This window comes from Devosia sp. ZW T5_3 (assembly GCF_044987315.1).
Classification (GTDB): Bacteria; Pseudomonadota; Alphaproteobacteria; order Rhizobiales; family Devosiaceae; genus Devosia.
Genome location: NZ_JBJDRE010000004.1, coordinates 135228 through 151254 on the forward strand (window position 1 = coordinate 135228; position 16027 = coordinate 151254).

A 16027-nucleotide genomic window follows, 5' to 3' on the forward strand; every position below is an offset into this window, starting at 1 on the left:
GTTCTTCCTCCTCTAGCTTTATCCGGGCCGCGGCTTGTCGCCGCTTTGGTCCCGGCGCGAAAAAAAATCAGGCCGTCGTGAACTGGATTGCTTCGAATGCCTCGACGGGCGGCAGGGCGTACCAGACATAGCCGTCCTGATCGGCTTCCCCTTCGGGCATGATCGTCTTGCCAGACACCAGCGCGATTGCCTCGCCCTGCACACCACGCATAGCCAGCCGCAGGCCGTGTAGCGCGGGCGCATCTTCGTAGAGGTTGTTGCGCTGCCCGCCATAATTGACGAGGTGAACCAGCGTCTTGCCAGTGCCGGGCTGAGCCTGGATGGTCACTTCCAGCGCGCCGCGGCCTTCAACCTTGACCGGCGAAGCCGGTATGTTGCGGACCACGAGGTCCGTCAGGAAGGTGCGGGTATGGGGAAGGCTGTCGCGGTAGTAAAGCGCGTCGGCGTGCCAAGGCACGTAGATCGCCTTGCCCTTGCCGTGAGCGCCTGTGACGGCCCCCGGCAGGACGCTTTCATAATCGGGGAAGCACAATTCGGGCGGGCCGAAGCGTTGCGGAGGCAATAAAGTCAGCAGCGTTTCGGCGCCCTGCTTTGCCTGGGCCACATAATAGGTGTGGTCAAGCATCAGCAGCTTCACCTCGTCGCCAATGGGCAATTCGCCCGGCCGGACGCGGAAATATGAACCCTTCATATTTTGGCGCGGCATGGGCTTTCCGATGATCGGCAGGCTTTGCAGAACCGGTTTGTTCCGCGCCACGCCCTTTTCATCATAGAACCCGGTTTCGCCGGTCGCCAACAAGACGCCGCCTGCCTCAACCCAGGCATCGATGACTTTGGCCTCGGCATCGGAGAGACAGGTGACATTGGGCATGAACAGCGCTTCATACTGAGCAAGCACCTTGGCGCCATCCTTGCCAGTGATGACTTCGTCCACCACCAGATCGAACGGCAGGCGTGCTTCGAGCAAAGCGCGATATGCGCCACGGAATGCGGCCTCCGCGTGCTTGCCGCTGGCCGGGCGCTTGGAATAGCCCCCGGCACCATGTCCGGGCACCACGGCATGGGAATGATAGAGCGCGATCTTGGAAGCGGGCTTCAGCCCCGCATAGTTTCGCTCATTGGCTTTGTGCCACTGGAACAGTTTGGACGTGTCGGCAAAGGCCGATTTGTCGTCCTGATCCATTACCCCCAGCAGATAGAAGTCGAGCGTGGCCCCACTGGCCAATTGCTGGGCCGCGCGGGCGAGCTGATAGGCGCCGGTTTCCGACACGAAGCGCCAGGCAAAATCGATGAAATTGGCCGAGGTAGACGAGACGGTCTTGCCCTGGCCATAGGCCTGGCCCCAGCGTGCCTGCTCGCCGGCCTGATAGGGCCATTCCGGCTGCGGCCGATCCACTGCGCGCTGCGTTTCCATGCGGATCAGGTCGCTATCGCCGCGGTGCCCGGTCATCGCCACTTTCGGCGCGACCTGCTTGATGTGCTTATAAACCTTGGACCGCAACTCAAGCGACGTGCGATCCTTGAATTCCAGATAATCCGCATAGGACGGGTCGGAAAAGTCTTCTTTAAGCGGCAGCGGCTTGCCGTACATGTCGTGGAAACGGCGGCGGCAATTGTCGCACACGCAGGTGCCGAAATAATGCCCCGAATAGGTGAAGTTGGTATAGCCGAACATGTTGAAGAACACGCCGTCCACATCGTACTTGCCCAGGGACTCGCTGATGATGTCGCGCGCATAATCCTGATACCAGCCGCCATTAACGCAGGCCTGATAGGTCCCGTTGTATTCGAGAGCCTCGCCCTTGGCATTGTGCACGAACCACTCGGGATGTGCCTCATAGCCAAGCCGAGTTGCCTTGGACATGTCGAAGCGGCCAACCAATGCGATGCCTTCGGCATGCGCGGCTTCGATTGCATCGCCCAGCGCATCACCCTTCATCATCGGGTTTATGGCCTGCAGCGGCAGTTTGGTGGGATAGAAGGCGTAGATGCCGCCGATATTGTAGAGCAGCACATCGGCGCCGAATGCCTTGATCTCCTGCGCCAGCTTGCGCTGATCGTAAAGCGCATCGGGTTGTCGCAGGTTCGTCTGCACCATGCGGTATGGCCGCTGCCACCAGGTCTTGGTGTCAGTGGCGCCTGACGCCGAGCTCGGTTCATGGTCATGCAGCATCGGCGTTCACTCCCTTAAGATCGAGGCTGTCGGCAAAATGGCAGGCCACATCGGACGAGCCGACCGAGCGCAATTGCGGGTCTTCGGCGCGGCAAAGGTCCGTGGCGAATGGGCAGCGTGGATGAAAGGCACAGCCGCTGGGGCGATTGGCCGGATCAGCCACTTCCCCCTTGAGCCGCATATGCTTGCGCATCCGGGCACTGCGCGGATCGGGCCGAGGCACCGAGGCCAGCAGCGCGGCGGTATAGGGGTGGCGTGGCTTGGCAAAGAGCGGTTCGGTGTCGCTCAACTCGACGATCCGCCCAGCATACATCACCGCCACACGGTCGGAGATATATTCGACCACGCTCAGATCGTGGCTGATGAAGACGTAGGTGAGCGCAAACTCTTCCTGCAGATCCTGCATCAGATTGAGCGTCTGGGCCTGAATGGAAACGTCGAGGGCCGAAACGCACTCATCGGCAACAACAAGCCGCGGATGAACCGCCAGTGCCCTGGCAATGCCGATGCGCTGCCGTTCGCCACCCGAAAAGGCATAGGGATAGCGGCTCATATATTCGGGCCGCAGGCCGACCTTCCGGAGCAGCGTGGCGACGCGGGCCTCCACATCACGCTCGTCGGTCACGCCAAAATTGCGCAGCGATTCCCCGATAATGTCGACGACGCGCCGCCGCGGATTGAGCGACGCGAACGGATCCTGAAAGATCATGCGGATATCGGAACGGTAGCGCCGCAATTCGGTTTCCCCGAGATGGGCGATATCGGCAGGCCCTTCGCCTACCTTGCGATATTCGATACTCCCAGCGGTGGGCTCGAGCACGCGCACCAGCGCCTGTCCCAACGTAGTCTTGCCGCAGCCGCTCTCGCCCACAATGCTGAGCGTCTCGCCCGAACGTATGTCGAGACTGACACCATCGACAGCCCGGACATGGCCAACCGTGCGCTTGAGCACGCCACGCTTGATCGGGAAATGCACCTTGAGGTCACGCGCCCGCATGAGCAGGCCGCCTTCGTCTGCCGGCGTAACGCTCATGCCAACACCTCGGTCCGCAGTTGCGCCACTTCGGGATCCCGCATGTGGCAAGCGACGAAATGGCCCGGCTCCAATTGCAAATTGCGCGGATCAACGACGTCGCACAGCCCTGCCCTTGCCTCCGGGCAGCGCGTATTGAACGGACAACCCGCTGGACGGTTGAGTGGATGGGGCACCATGCCCTCGATCGCGTGCAGGCGCTGCCCCTTGGCCCGGCGGGCTCCGAGCTTTGGGATCGAAGATAACAAAGCCAGCGTATAGGGGTGCTGCGGATTGTAGAAAATATCGTCGACGCTGCCGCGTTCGACGACGCGACCCAGATAGACGACCGCGACCTCATCGGCGATTTCGGCCACGACGCCGAGATCGTGCGTGATGAAAATTACGCCCATGCCGAACTCGTCCTGCAAGCCGGCAATCAGATCGAGAATATTGGCCTGGGTGGTGACGTCGAGCGCCGTTGTGGGTTCGTCGGCTATGAGCAGGGCCGGCTGGCAAGCCAGCGCCATGGCAATCATGACGCGCTGCCGCATGCCGCCGCTCAGCTCGAACGGATAATTGACCAATCGCTGCTTGGGATTGGGGATGCCAACCTTATCCAGCGCATCGACGGCACGATCGATTGCGGCCTTCTGACCGATCTTATGATGCAGCAGGATTTTCTCGACGAGTTGATCGCCAATGCTGTGGACCGGCGACAGCGAATTCATCGGTTCCTGGAAGATCATCGCGATATCGCGGCCCCGAATGGCCCGGATCGGCTTTCCCTTCGGATCGAGCTTGGCAATGTCCACCGGCGCCTGACCGGGGCGGCGGAACATGATTTCGCCGCTGGTCACCCGACCGGGCGGGGAAACGATCTGCAGGATCGAGCGGGCCAGCATCGACTTGCCCGACCCGCTCTCGCCCACGATACACAGCGTCTTGCCTGCATGCGCCTCAACATCGACGCCATCCACCGCTCGGATCAGCCCTTCGCGCAGTTTGAAGTGCACGTTGAGGCCACGAATGCTCAAAAGGGGGTCGGTACTCATGAATAGGGGTCCGCCGCGTCGCGAAGGCCATCGCCAAGGAAATTAAGGGCAAGCACGGTGATGATGACGAGTACGCCGGGCGCCAGCAGCCAGGGTGCTTCCGCCAGCGAGCGAATGTTTTGCGCCTCCTGCAGCAGCACACCCCAGCTCACGACCGGCGGCCGCAGCCCAATGCCCAAGAAGGACAATGAGGTTTCGGCAATGATCATGGCCGGTATGGCCAGCGTTACCGACGCGATGATGTGCGAAATGAAGCCCGGGACAAGATGACGTCCGATGATCGTCATCTGACTGGTGCCATCGAGCCGAGCAGCTGTGACGAATGGCTCGTTCCGCCAGGACATGAAGCGCCCGCGCACCTCACGCGCCAGCGAGGTCCAGCCGATCAGCGAGATGATCATGGTTATGATGAGATAAACCAGCACCGGAGACCAGGTCACCGGGATCGCCGCCGCCAGGCCCATCCACAATGGAATTGTGGGCACCGACATGATGAATTCAATCACGCGCTGGATGAGGTTATCGACCACACCGCCAAAATAGCCAGAAATACCGCCCAGGATCACGCCAAGCACGAGGCTGACGGCAACTCCGATCAGGCCGATGGAGGTCGATATGCGGGTCCCGTAGATCACCCGGCTGAGCACATCACGACCCATGCGATCCGAGCCCAGCAGATAGAATGGCTGGGCAGGATCGACCGGCCCAATCAGATGGATATCACCCGGAATGAAGCCCCACATCCGATAGGGCTGCCCCTTTACGAAGAACGATACCGGCACACGGATCGATTCATCGGCCGTGAACACGCGGCGGAGCGTTGCCGGGTCGCGTTGCGATGAAAAGCCGGTGACGTGCAGGCCGAACTGAGTGGCGCCGTTCTCATCGGTATAGAAGAACTTCAGTGGCTGAGGCGCCAGCATTGTATAGGCGGAATCGTAGTGGTCCGGTGTGCGGGGTGCCACGAACTCGCAAAATGCGCCGATCAGATAAATGAGCGCGATAACCACAAGGCTGACCACGGCCGGTTTGTGCTCGGTAAATTTGAGCCACACCAGCTGGCGCTGACTGGCCAGACCCACCTGGTCTGCGGCCGGCACTTTTGCAGCCTGCTGGACCTCAACAATGGCCATGCGCTCTCAACCCTCGCCCTTCGGCGAGTCCCTCCCCTGCCGGCAAGTTAACCTTGCCTCCGCATTAAAAGTGCGTTGTTATCTCTTTTGTTATCCAAACTGACCATACGAAAACACGAAGGTCAACCCATAATTTTTGTTGTTTGTTTTGCATCTTCAAAACGACTTTAGGAGAACGAACCCGACAATACTTTGAATTTCAAAGAGATTTTGAAGGTGACAAGCCTGCCAAGCAATCTCAAAAGGCTACAAAACGGACGATAGAGAGCAATTCACATTGACACTGCAAAAGGCGCAGCCTAACAAAAATAAAAATAACGAGAGGATGTGCCTTCGGGCGCGCGCCATGAAGCGGGTAACGATCCAGCAAATTGCCGACCATTTGGGTATTTCCAAATTTGCCGTTTCCCGCGCGCTGAGTGGGAAGCCCGGGGTGAGCGAGCCGACGCGGCACCTGATCGTGGATACGGCTGCCGCCCTTGGCTACAACGCCCGACGCCAAGGTGCCGGCCAGAACATTGAGGTGATCTTCAAGAACCGGGCGACAGCCAGCCGGGAATTATGGGTCGACGTACAGAACGGCATCGACCACGAAGCGACCGCCCACGGTTGTGTCATGTCGGTGCGTTGGTTGGATGATCCAGCCGAGCTACCGCGCATTGAGAACGGCGCCATTGGCTATATCCTGGTGGGACCGCAGACGCCGGCGATGCTTGAGACGGCCCTGAGCAGCGCGCTACCGGCCGTGGTGGTCAATCACATCGTTCCGCCCTTGTGGCAGAAGGATCAGGTGAGCGCGGCGGACGTAGAAGCAGGTGTTTACGTTGCGCACCATTTGCAATCCCTGGGCCACCGCCGCGTCGTCTACGCGCATGGACGGCTGGGATATCCGGGGCGGCTGGCGCGCCTCGCCGGCTTTGCCGATGCAATCGCTGAAGTAGAAGACATGGAGCTGCGTGAGATTGGCTTCTCTGACGATCGGGCGGCCGGCGACCTGCGCGAGGCTGTAACCGCCATGGCGGCAGCCGGTTTTGAGCCCACGGCGTTCTTTTGCGGCAGCGACATTGTCGCCGTGACGGTAGTGTCCGAACTGATGCGGCTTGGACTACGCATTCCAGAGGATGTCTCCGTCGTTGGTCATGCCGATTATGCGATCGCCACGCAGATATCGCCCCAGCTGACCACCGTACACATGCCCCACCGCGAAATGGGTATTGCAGCGGTCAGAGTGTTGCTGTCCCGCGCGGGGCAGTCGCCATTCATGAATGAATTGCCACCCCAGCGGATCAACCTTGTCCCCCATCTGGTCGAGCGGCAATCAAGTGGCCCGGCAAGTCATGAATCATGGCGGCACCGTTTGCGCGGAGCGCCCAGCTCTGCATGAGGCCGCCCCGCCCGCTGGGCGTTCGGCAATGTGCGGCCCGCCGCATTCCCTAAATGGAGACCATTGTGAACACTTCTGGAGCGCCTGAGGCGGCCCGTCTCTTACTGGATGCCCGCCAAACGGGAACGACGCTGCCACACTTGCCCGAGCATTTGCGGCCACGATCGCAGGCCGATGCCCACCGCATTCAGGATGCGATTATCGCCCAGCTTGGCCCGGTGGGAGGCTGGAAGATATTTGCTGGTGATGAACCGGCGCCCTTTCTGTCGCCTCTGCCAGCACGTCTGGTCTTTGACCAGGGCCATCAGGCACCCAAGAGCCCGTTGCCGATTGTCCTTGTCGAGCTGGAAATCGCCCTCACTCTTGGCCAGGATCTGCCAGCGAGGGACATTCCCTATGATGTCCCAACCGTCCGCGAGGCCATTGCAAGCTTTCACCCCCTGCTCGAACTCATCTCCTTTAGTTGGACGGACCGGGACCAGGTAGACAGGCTGACACAGCTGAGCGACCTGCAGAATAGCGCCGGCTTCGTCGTTGGTGACGGGAGGGCGGACTGGCAGGCTTTCGACCCGGCCGGCGCCGGATCAGCGCTGCAGCTCGATGGCGTCGAAGTGGCTACGACCTCGACCGGCTGCGACCTTCACACCATCCTGCGCACATTGGCGTTGTTGGCAAATCATGCCGCTACACGTGGCGTCTCCTTGCGCAAGGGACAGGTGATTACGACAGGCTCGCGCTTAGTCGCACCAATCGGCCGCGCCAAATCTATCCATGGCGAAATCGGCGGCCTTGGCTCCGTCTGGGCCGCGCTCACCTAATTTCCCCTCAGACCCTGATGCGGCTTAGCGGAATGCCGGGATGACTTCGCGGCCGTAGCGGGAGATGATTTCTTCCTCATCACCGGAGTCGAGATAGATGTTGAACTGGGTGACGCCGGCCGCTTCGAGGTCACGGATCTTGGCGATGTGGTCCTGCGGTTCGCCCAGCACGCAGAAGCTTTCCACGATGTCATCGGTGATGAAATCAAGGAACGGGTTATCGGCCTGGCCGTGTTTGGAATAGTCGTAGCCACGGCGCTTTTCGACATAGCTGGTGAGGCTTTTGGGCACCTGATCGGAATCGGCGCCGTATTTTTCGACGATATCAGCGACGTGATTGCCAACCATGGCGGGGAACCATTTGACCGCCTCGATCGCCTTTTTCTTGTCGCCGAAATAGGCGGGGGCCGCCGCCATTGAGCGGAAATTGGACATGTCCTTGCCGGCAGCCTTGCCCCCTTCGAGGCACTGGTCGGTAAACCATTTGCAGAGGCCCGGATCGGCAATCTGCAAGACCACGCCATCGGCAGATTCGCCGGCGGTCTTGAGCGCCAGCGGGCCATAGGCGGCAATCCAGCTGGGGATTTCGTGGCCGACGGCCCAGGGAAATTTCACCGGCGCGGGGATTTCGCCATAGGAAACTTCCTCGCCGCGGATCATGGCTTTGGTCTTGGTGATGAAATCGGCGACGCGGGCCAGGGTCGCGGGCTTCTTGCCCATGACGCGCATCGAGCTATCGCCGCGCCCGACAGCAAGATCGAAGCGCCCGCCGCTCTGTTTGGACAGCGAGCCGAAGATGGAGGCTGCGACCGACCAGTCGCGCACATCGGGATTGGTGACCAGCGGGCCGAAGCGCATCTGCTCGGTATGTTCCATGCACATGGCGATGGCGGCGTAGCAATCGCGCCAGAGAATGTGGGAATCGTAGAACCAGCAATAGGTAAAGCCGGCATATTCGGCCGCTCGCACCAGATATCGAGCCCGCTCGGCGTCGACAAAGCCTTTGAAAGTAATCCCGAATTCCATGGCTGCGCGCTCCCCGCACTGAAATTTGACCAGACGATCAAATTTTGGCTGACAGCTCGCTATTGTCAATCGGAATTGACGGCGGAATCGTAAATGACGATGGGATAGTCCCTGCCAGGCACGTTCACGATCGTCGACTGCACGCCATAGACCCGCAACAGCAGGTCCGGGGCCAGCACATCAGCCGGTGTCCCCTCGGCTGCTGTCCGTCCACTATCGAGCACCACGAGATGATCGCAATAGCGGGCGGCCAGATTGAGATCATGCATGGCCACGAGGATGGTACAGCCTGCCTGGGCCCGCTGCCGCAAGACTTCCAGCACCAGCAATTGCGCCTTGATATCGAGATGGCTGGTCGGCTCGTCGAGCAGCAGGAGCTGCGGTTCCTGCGCCAGCGCCCGGGCGATCTGGATACGCTGTTGCTCGCCGCCTGACAGCCGGTGGTAGAGCCGGTCGCCGAAGGCGGACATGCCCAGAGCCTCGATCGCGTCCGTCACCATGACGTCGTCATGGGACGAGGGCACGGCCTGCCAGTCTGACTGAAAGGGCACGCGGCCCAGGGCCACCACATCGCGCACGCTGAGCCGCTCGGTGGTGGTGGCGAATTGTTCGACATGGGCGCATAGCCTGGCCCGCTCGGCGGCTCGCGTTCCGGGCAGGTCAATGCCATCAAAGGCAATCGTGCCACCGGACAGACGCCGCTGGCCCATCACGGCGGCAATCAGGGTCGACTTGCCTGCGCCATTGGGGCCGATCAGCCCGGTGACGGCACCAGCGGGGGCCGAAAAACTGGCATCGGCCAAAATGGTCCGTTCGCCTGCCCGTACAATGGCGTTCTTGATGATCAGCCCACTCATGTCACCCGCCGGTAGCGTAGCAGGATGAGCAGGAATGCCGGCGCGCCCACCAGCGCGGTGACGATGCCGACTGGCAGTTCACGCGGATCGAACAGGCTGCGCGCGGCAGTGTCGCTCCACAGCATGAAAATGGCGCCGACCAGCATCGACATGGGCAGCAGCACGCGGTGGCGCGAGCCCACGGCAAGCCGGACCGCGTGGGGGACGACAAGGCCGACAAACCCGATGGCGCCGCCGATGGCGACCATGACGCCGGTCAGGAGCGCCGTCGCGGCCAAAAGCGTCCAGCGCTGCCTTGTGACATCGATGCCCAGGCCGGCAGCGGCCGTCTCGCCGAAGGCAAAGGCATCAAGCCCTCGCCCGGACAGCAGGATGACGGGCGCGCAGAGCAGGAGTCCCAGGGCCACCAGGCCCGTATCGCTCCAGGAGGTGCCGCTCAGTGAGCCCATGAGCCAGCTCAGGATTTCGCGGTAGGAATCCCCCGTTGCCGACCAAAAGATCAGCAGCGAAGTGCCCGCCGAGGCGAGCGCGGCAATGCAAATGCCGGCGAGAATGGCGCGCGATGGTGTAGCGCCACCCAATAATCTGGCGATCAACAGGGCCAAAGCGAGCGCGGTAAGGCTACCGATAAAGGCGCCCAGCGGCATGAGCAGCGCCGCTCCGGCGAGCAGGAAAATCACCGCGCCTAGTGCCGCGCCGGAGGACAGGCCCAAAAGATAGGGGTCCGCCAGCGGATTGCGGGTCAACACCTGCATCACCGTACCCGCCAGCGCCAACCCGGCGCCAACGCCTAGGGCGGCCAGCACGCGCGGCAACCGCAATTCCCAGACAATGGCGTCGCGCAGGCGCGATATCGTGCTCTCTCCGGCCAGCCCCAGATGGTGCAAAATGGTCTGCCAGACCTCACCGACCGAGATGTCAGCCGGCCCGAGAGTAACCGCGATAGCCACGCTGGCCAGCAACAGAACCCACAGGCCCGCATAGGCGAGACCATAGGATGCTCTGGGCGCCATCACGGGGTCGGCAGATCAAGCGCCGTCAGTTGGCGCGCCATGTCGAGCGTGGCCGGCACATTGCGCACGCCAGCCTCGGACGCCGGGAACGCAATGACGAGGTAGCGCTGGTTGATCACCGCATCGAGCTGGCTGGTGATCGGATTTTCCGCCAGCAGCTTCTTCTTCTGCGCGGCCGAATTCCACGCAGCATCGACCAGGACGATCACGTCGGGATTGGCATCGACGACGGCTTCCCAGCTCGCCGAAATCCAGCCGTCATCGACATCGCCAAAAATGTTCTTGAGGCCGAGCGCCTCCATCACCATGGCCGGGGCATTGTTGCCTGCGCCCACGTAGGGGGCCTTGGTGCCCGAGGAATACCACACGGCGGTGAGGCCGCGCGGACCGGGCTTTAGAGCGGCAAGGCTGGCCTTCTGGGCGTCGACCAGCGTGGTCGCGGCAGCTTCGACGTCAAAAATGGCGCCCATCTCTTCGAACTCGCCAAAGATGGCATCGAAGGTCAATTTCGGTGGCTTGACGCTGCGGCAGGCGGTTGGCGCCACGTAGCTGGCCACACCCAGAGCGGCCAGGGTCGGCCGCTCGCCGGCGCCATCGGCCGCGAAATTGCTTTCCCAGCCGCCATAGACAAAATCGGGCTCGGTCTCGAGCACCACTTCCTGGGATGGCAGCTTGTCCGACAGAACGCTCAGATGACCGCCCGCCGCAGCCAGCTCGTCAGGCAGGGGTCCATCCTGAAACCCGACGCCGACAATGCGATCAGCCAGGCCGAGCGACAGCAGCAGTTCGGTCGCGGTTGACTTGATACTGACGACGCGCGTGGGAGCTTTGTCGAAGGTCACGGCCATGCCGCAATTCTGCAGCGTCAGCGGATAGGTGGTGGCGGCGAGGGCCGGATTGACGGCCAATGCAGGCAAGACTGTGGCGAGTGCGAGCGCGAAAAGGCGCATGATCAATTTCCCTGTCTACCCGCGTGCGGCGTGGCGGCGGCGCCGCCCTCAAATTCCGCCCGCGCTGTGTCATAACCAAGCTGGTAGGCTTCCGCCGAACCGAAGCGGAACATGTCCTCCTCGAGCGAGCGCACGAGCGATCTCGCACCCGGCGCATCGAGCCCGGTGACCAGCCGATCCAGCCCGCGCACCACAGCAACCGGCAGGCCGCCGGCCTTGCCCTTGACCAGATCGGCGGCACCGGCGATTTCATCAGCCACCACGGCGATAGTGGCATGCAGCGGGCGTCCATTGGCGTCATTGCCGCCACGCATGTCTTCGGTCAATTGCAGGCCGGCCGCGCCGATGGCCACATCGGTCTGGCCGACGCGCCAGGGGCGGCCGAACGTGTCGGTGATGATGATGCCCAGCGAAATCCCCAGGCGCTCACGCAGGGCGGCGCAGAGCTGTCGCGCGGACAGGTCGGGGTCCTCGGGCAGGCGCAGCGCAAAGCCGTCCGGCACATTGGACATATCGATGCCCGCCGCTGCCATGATCAGCCCCTGCCGTGTTTCCACGATCCGCGTGACGCCACCGGCATGGACCCGCTCTGCCACGACACGGACGGTGTCTTCAGTGATCGCCTTTTCGCGGTCCGTCGCCGGGACCAGGCGCCCCTCCGCCTTGGCGATGATCTTGCTGGCGACGACAAGAATATCGCCCTCGGCGAGCGCGAGTTCGGCGTCGCCCAAGGCCTGCTTGTCCACTGCGTCGCAGATCAGTGTGGCCAGATCGTCGCCGTCGTGTACTTCGGGAATACCGGTCACGGCCCAGGCGGAAAAGCGCGGCAGCCTCATGATGGCGAGCCCGCCGTCAGCTGGCGCAAGCGCGGCAGGATTTCCTTGGCGTAAAGGGCAAGAAACCGGCTTTGGTCGGTGCCCGGCGCATGGAAGACCAGATGATCGAAGCCATAATCGATATAGGTCTTGATCGCGGCGACATGCTCGTCGGGATCGCTGGACACAATCCAGCGCTTGGCGACCCGCTCGACCGGCAATTCCAACGCCAGGCGTTCCATTTCAGCGGGGTCCTGCACCGAATGCTTTTCTTCGGCCGACAGGGAGAGCGCGGCCCAATGGCGCGTGTCATTCAAGGCCCGGTCGGGATCGGTATCGAACGACACCTTGACCTCGATCATGCGCTCGAAGGGTTTTCCCGCCAGCTCGGACTCGGCCCGGCCGATTTCGACATTGGGCAGCAGCTGATCGACATAAAGCTCGGGGCCCTTGCCGGACGTGCAGATAAAACCGTCGCCGGCCCGGCCTGCATATTTGGCGTTGAGCGGGCCACCGGCCGCGATATAGATCGGCACCGGCTCGGCCGGCTTGTCGTAGATCGTGGCGTTGACGGTCTTGTAATATTCGCCCTCAAAGCTCACGCGGTCCTCGCTCCAGAGCAAGCGGATCAGCTTGACCGCCTCGCGCAGGCGCGCCGAGCGCTCCTTGAGTTCGGGCCATTCGAGGCCAGTCGCCGGCACTTCATTGAGGGATTCACCCGTGCCGACGCCCAGGATCACCCGGCCGGGAAACATGGCGCCCAGCGTGCCGAAGGCATGCGCCACCACCGAGGGATGCATCCGAAAGGTCGGCGTCAGCACCGACGTGCCCAGCACGATGCGCTCGGTCCGCGCCAGCACTGCCGCAATCCAGGCCGGCGCAAACGGGGCATGGCCATCGGTATGTTTCCAGGGCTGGAAATGATCGCTGACGAAAACGCTGTCAAACCCGGCCTGCTCCGCCTCCACGGCGAAGCCAAGCAGGGCACTGGGAGCAAACTGCTCTGCCGATGCCTTATACCCGAAGCGCATGTTCAAAATTCTCCCACGACCCGTTTATTTGATCGTTTGGTCAAAATTCAAAGCAAGTCAATTGCCAATCGGAAAAGTCGCTCGCCGCCTTTCCGATTGCAGCCCAAACACGCGGGGCCTGATCAGCGGGCGGTGAGTTCAATCACCGGGATGATATCGCGGGTCGTCACTTCTTCGTATTTGGCGAATTGCGGAAAGCGGCGGGCCTGTTCGGCATAAATGGTGTCGCGTTCGCTGCCCTCGACAACCCGCGCACGGACCGGGATTTTCTCGATAGTCGTGCCATCGCCAACGGAGATTTCGACATCGGGGTGCGCCAGCAGGTTACGGAACCATGCGGGGTCTTTGGGGGCGCCGCCATAGGAGGCAAAAATATACCAGGGACCGTCGTTCTGCAGGCGAAGATACATGAGCGGCTGAACCCGCTCCAAGCCGGACTTGGCGCCGATAGCGTGCAGCAGCAGCACCGGAGCGCCCGCAAACATGCCACCGGGATGCCCCCCGTTCTGGTTGAAATCGGCAATCACCTGATCATTGAAGTCGCTCATGCTGTGCTCCTCTTGGGGTCCGCTTCGCCGTTTAAGTTGAATTCGGCTCGGCCGTTCCAGTGCCTCTAGACACGATCCATATAGGTATTCCGCCCATATAGGTATTCCGCGCCGCAGATCACCATGCCCCGCGCCAACACTTCGAGCAATGGCGGGTGGAAATAGGTTCCGTGCGGATTCACGCAGCAGGGGCGGCACGAAGCCGAGAAATCGCCACCCTTGGCCCACACCCGCTGGTGTGAAATTTTCACCTCCGCAAGGAATTGCAAAATAAATTACAGTCGATAGGCTCCGTACCATCCCCCACACACACTTTCGGAGCCGCCTCGTGCCAAAACAATGCCGCATCATCCTCGATGTCGACACCGGAATCGACGACGCCATGGCGATCCTCTATGCCGTCAATCGGCCCGGCATTACGCTTGAGGCGCTGACCACGACCTATGGTAATATTGACGTTGCCGCTGCGACGCGGAACAGCCTGCAAATTCTGGAAGCAGCAGGATGCCCGGAAATTCCCGTGGCCTCGGGTGCCTCGCGCGCCCTGACCCGCCCCTTCACCAAGCTCGGCAGTCGCATCCATGGGGCAAACGGCATCGGCAATGTCGAACTGCCCGCCCCCAAGGCCAAGGCGCTCGACATCTGGGCCCCCGATTTCATCATCGAGCTGGTCCGGGCCAGTCCAGGGGAATTGACCCTGGTCCCGGTGGGTCCAATGACAAATGTGGCCCATGCCCTGATGAAAGCACCCGATATTGCCGAAAAACTCGCCGGCATCGTGCTCATGGGTGGCACGATCTGGCATCCAGGGGTGCCCGGCATTCCGAGCCCTGTAGCAGACGCCAATTTCTTCAACGATCCTGAAGCCGCCCGCATCGTGCTCAAGTCCGGTGCCAAGATCACCATGGTTGGCATGGACGTCACCATGAAGACCAAGCTGACCGCTCCGATGATGGACGACATTGCCACCCGCGGCGGTCCGGCAGCCGGTATCGTTATGCAGGCAGCGCGCTTCTATCTGGCTGCCTATCAGGCGCAATATCCGGACATCACCTATTGCGCCCTGCACGATCCTCTGGCGGTGGCCGTGGCGGAATATCCCTCCATCGTGTCCCTCGAAGCCATGCAGGTCGATGTCGAATGCGTGGGCGAACTGACCCGCGGCCAAGTCATCCCCGATCGGCGGCGCACTGGCACGACGGTGCCCAATGCCGAGGTGGCCGTCGCCGTCGAGGCCGAAAAGTTCGAAGCCCTGTTTGTAGAAACCATGGTGATGGGTACCTGAAGCGCCTACCGACCTTCCGGCGTAATCAGCCAGGGATAGGCGAAGTCCGCAAATTTCTGCGCGGCATCCGCAGCACCCGGTGACTTGGCCGCCACCCCGGCAGCCAAGGCTTCGAGCATGGCGAGAATGGCAGTGTCCGAAGTCGAACTATAGGTGCGGCGGGCGCGCACATAGAGCGTGAGCGTACCCAACCGTGCCAGTGGCGAAGTCTGGTTGTCGGTAATCGAGAGGACAGGGATGGACCGCCGATGCGCGGCCGTTGCCAGTTCCACCGTCTCACGCATATAGCGCGGAAAAGCGATCGCGATGACCAGATCGTTCTCGTCGTAGTGCGAAAGTGCGCGCGAAGCCGACAGCATGCCGCCACCATTGTCGATCGTGCGGGCGTAGTGGCCAGCCAGTTCGAGCCGATGGGACATGACGTTGGCCAAGGCCGCCGCGGCATCGAAGGCGATGAAGAAGATGTTGCGCGCGGCCAAAATCATGTTGACGGCCTGCTCGATGCGCGTGGTGTCGAGCCCCTGCATGGTCTCACTGAGGTTGCGCAAGTCCTCCTCGAGAGAGGCCAACACCGCATCCTGTACGCTTGAGCCCTTCGACAGTGTCGTCCTCAGCCGTTCGACCGGCTCGAAGATGGACTCAAAACCTCGGATCACCTCCCCGCGAAACTGCGCATACCCCTCAAAGCCAAGCTTGCGCGCAAACCGGTTGGCCGTTGCCACCGAAACCCCGGTTGCCTGCACGGTCTCGTTGATCGACATATGGGCAATGCGGATTGGCTCACTCAGCACAAAATCTGCAAACGTCTGAAGGGCTTGCGACATCTCGGGATAAGCCGCCTCGATGCGCTCCGCCACGACCGAACCGGCGGGCAAATAGCCAGTTGCCGCTTTTTTATGCATCACCATTTTTTGCCTCAAAACAATC

General features: G+C 61.6%; 15 protein-coding genes. 3 read left to right on the plus strand and 12 right to left on the minus strand.

Features of this window, described 5'->3' with window-relative positions; all coding sequences use genetic code 11:
• Positions 1-67 precede the first annotated feature (67 nt).
• From ACI3KW_RS06550 to ACI3KW_RS06565, 4 genes are read right to left on the minus strand one after another with little or no spacing between them, the layout of a single operon-like run.
• On the minus strand, positions 68-2173 hold the full coding sequence (locus tag ACI3KW_RS06550; RefSeq protein WP_404847398.1) for a hypothetical protein: 2106 nt from the start codon (positions 2171-2173) through the stop codon (positions 68-70).
• Positions 2163-3206 (minus strand): ABC transporter ATP-binding protein, encoded by a 1044-nt coding sequence (locus tag ACI3KW_RS06555; RefSeq protein ID WP_404847399.1) that lies wholly within the window; start codon positions 3204-3206, stop codon positions 2163-2165. Before ACI3KW_RS06555 ends, ACI3KW_RS06550 begins: the two co-directional genes overlap by 11 nt.
• Positions 3203-4240 (minus strand): ABC transporter ATP-binding protein, encoded by a 1038-nt coding sequence (locus ACI3KW_RS06560; protein ID WP_404847400.1) that lies wholly within the window; start codon positions 4238-4240, stop codon positions 3203-3205. Before ACI3KW_RS06560 ends, ACI3KW_RS06555 begins: the two co-directional genes overlap by 4 nt.
• The gene (locus ACI3KW_RS06565) at positions 4237-5373 is read right to left on the minus strand and encodes an ABC transporter permease (protein ID WP_404847401.1); all 1137 of its coding nucleotides are present in this window, start codon (positions 5371-5373) and stop codon (positions 4237-4239) included. The genes ACI3KW_RS06560 and ACI3KW_RS06565 overlap by 4 nt, the downstream gene beginning before the upstream one ends.
• Before the next feature lie 277 nt (positions 5374-5650).
• On the opposite strand from ACI3KW_RS06565, the gene ACI3KW_RS06570 reads away from it, so the two are divergent.
• Both ACI3KW_RS06570 and ACI3KW_RS06575 read left to right on the plus strand, forming a co-directional pair.
• Positions 5651-6757, plus strand: a complete 1107-nt coding sequence (locus ACI3KW_RS06570) for a LacI family DNA-binding transcriptional regulator (protein WP_404847402.1) — start codon at positions 5651-5653, stop codon at positions 6755-6757.
• A gap of 53 nt (positions 6758-6810) precedes the next feature.
• Entirely contained in the window at positions 6811-7575 is a 765-nt protein-coding gene (locus ACI3KW_RS06575) for a 2-keto-4-pentenoate hydratase (RefSeq protein WP_404847403.1), read from the plus strand.
• A 24-nt stretch (positions 7576-7599) separates the two neighbouring features.
• On the opposite strand, the gene ACI3KW_RS06580 is transcribed toward ACI3KW_RS06575, so the two are convergent.
• From ACI3KW_RS06580 to ACI3KW_RS06610, 7 genes are all read right to left on the minus strand, one after another.
• A complete protein-coding gene (locus tag ACI3KW_RS06580; protein ID WP_404847404.1) occupies positions 7600-8601 on the minus strand; it encodes a TIGR03842 family LLM class F420-dependent oxidoreductase in 1002 nt (333 codons plus the stop codon).
• A gap of 65 nt (positions 8602-8666) precedes the next feature.
• On the minus strand, positions 8667-9458 hold the full coding sequence (locus ACI3KW_RS06585; protein ID WP_404847405.1) for an ABC transporter ATP-binding protein: 792 nt from the start codon (positions 9456-9458) through the stop codon (positions 8667-8669).
• Positions 9455-10471: a putative F420-0 ABC transporter permease subunit gene (locus tag ACI3KW_RS06590; RefSeq protein ID WP_404847406.1), complete on the minus strand. Its 1017-nt coding sequence runs from the start codon at positions 10469-10471 to the stop codon at positions 9455-9457. The genes ACI3KW_RS06585 and ACI3KW_RS06590 overlap by 4 nt, the downstream gene beginning before the upstream one ends.
• A complete protein-coding gene (locus ACI3KW_RS06595) occupies positions 10471-11421 on the minus strand; it encodes a putative F420-0 ABC transporter substrate-binding protein (protein WP_404847407.1) in 951 nt (316 codons plus the stop codon). The genes ACI3KW_RS06590 and ACI3KW_RS06595 overlap by 1 nt, the downstream gene beginning before the upstream one ends.
• Positions 11422-11423: 2 nt before the next feature.
• Positions 11424-12257, minus strand: coding sequence for a coenzyme F420-0:L-glutamate ligase (gene cofE, locus ACI3KW_RS06600; protein WP_404847408.1), 834 nt, complete (start codon positions 12255-12257; stop codon positions 11424-11426).
• The gene (fgd, locus tag ACI3KW_RS06605; RefSeq protein WP_404847409.1) at positions 12254-13267 is read right to left on the minus strand and encodes a glucose-6-phosphate dehydrogenase (coenzyme-F420); all 1014 of its coding nucleotides are present in this window, start codon (positions 13265-13267) and stop codon (positions 12254-12256) included. The genes cofE and fgd overlap by 4 nt, the downstream gene beginning before the upstream one ends.
• A 122-nt stretch (positions 13268-13389) precedes the next feature.
• Positions 13390-13815, minus strand: coding sequence for a nitroreductase family deazaflavin-dependent oxidoreductase (locus ACI3KW_RS06610; protein WP_404847410.1), 426 nt, complete (start codon positions 13813-13815; stop codon positions 13390-13392).
• A gap of 328 nt (positions 13816-14143) precedes the next feature.
• Between ACI3KW_RS06610 and ACI3KW_RS06615 the strand changes: the two genes are divergently transcribed.
• A complete protein-coding gene (locus ACI3KW_RS06615; RefSeq protein ID WP_404847411.1) occupies positions 14144-15100 on the plus strand; it encodes a nucleoside hydrolase in 957 nt (318 codons plus the stop codon).
• A 5-nt stretch (positions 15101-15105) separates the two neighbouring features.
• On the opposite strand, the gene ACI3KW_RS06620 is transcribed toward ACI3KW_RS06615, so the two are convergent.
• The gene (locus tag ACI3KW_RS06620) at positions 15106-16008 is read right to left on the minus strand and encodes a MurR/RpiR family transcriptional regulator (RefSeq protein WP_404847412.1); all 903 of its coding nucleotides are present in this window, start codon (positions 16006-16008) and stop codon (positions 15106-15108) included.
• Between the last annotated feature and the right edge of the window lie 19 nt (positions 16009-16027).